This window comes from Ruegeria sp. AH12, from assembly GCF_056541465.1.
The window spans coordinates 1-1,190 of record NZ_JBQFYL010000075.1; the positions used below are offsets into that span (position 1 = coordinate 1).

Sequence of the window (1,190 nt, forward strand, 5' to 3'; positions counted from 1 at the left end):
TAGTTTGCGGGTCTTGTTGCCACCCGTCGACATGCCGGTGCAGTCGTCTCGCTTGATCCACAGATCGATTCCCAGAGCCTCGGACATACGATCCATCCGTTCAAGCGGTGTTGGCAGATGGGCAAGAAAAACACGGGGAAAACGGGAAAGATGCATCAAGCAGTCCTGATCTGAGCCCGGCACATGGTTCAAGACCGGTAGGTCTTGCCAACACGGGCCGCTGGGTAGGTTTCTGGGTTTAGAATGCCGCCTGTAGTCAAGCCGCAAGGTCAGGCCTAATCACAGCGGATGGGGCGCGTCGGTCAAGCGCACTGTACCCGGTTTCGAAAAAGCCGGAAAATAACTTCGATATTGCGCTCAGATTACCTGGTTGCTCATTCGGGGGGTGCGGGAATGGTTCGAAAGTCGTCATTCAACCACGGAAACCGCGAATTCATAGGCTCGGTCACATGACGACGGATCAGGTTTTGCAGTGTGTTGTGGATCAGTCGTGTGGTTGTCGACGGATAGATATTGGTCGTGAACAACGACACGGTGCGCGCAAAGCTTTTGCCCGGGAAAGGTAATGCGCGTGTATCTTTGTGGAATCGTCGTGCGCGATAGTAGCTGGCAGCAGTCGTGATCGTCCAACCACTGCCCCCGGCGACAAGTCCGATAATTGACTGATTACATTCAAGTTCGAACCGGTTGGGCAGGTTGATCTTGCTACGGGTTAGCTGAATTTCGATGAGTCTGCCTATGGTGTGATCACGCGAATATCGTAAAAGCGGAAGCGGACTGTCTGATTTGGTCAGTTCCTCGACCGGTCCGTCATATGCAGGCGGAAGAATGACGATAAACGGATCTCGAAGTAGCGGGAATTCGATTAACCCCTCAAAGTGCTCAGGAGGTCGGGTCGCAACGCCTGCATCCAGCTTTTGAGACTGCAGTTTGTCAAGAATCTCATGGCTGGGGCGGGTAAAGTGGCGAAAATTGCACCGCGGCAGGCTTGCAGAGAGATGACGGAAGAGTTCTGGCGCGACCCGGCTGTCAAAATCGTCAATCAGGCCCAGACGCAAATCTGTTGCATGTTGCCAACTGCCCGAGCGAAGCTCGGCCTCGCCCCGTTTCAAGGCGATCAGGCCGTCATGCACATGTCGTGAGAACACCGTGCCTGCGGGTGTCAGACCCATGGGTCTGCGGCTGTGGTC

Annotated in this window: 1 protein-coding gene and 1 pseudogene; both read right to left on the reverse strand. The window is 54.8% G+C overall.

Annotated features, from left to right (window positions below):
* Positions 1-156 (reverse strand): annotated as a pseudogene (locus ACR0EL_RS21700) (D-cysteine desulfhydrase); the annotation flags it as partial.
* 218 nt (positions 157-374) lie between these two features.
* A partial coding sequence (locus ACR0EL_RS21705; RefSeq protein ID WP_480502250.1) for a LysR family transcriptional regulator substrate-binding protein occupies positions 375-1,190 on the reverse strand: 816 nt, incomplete at its 5' end.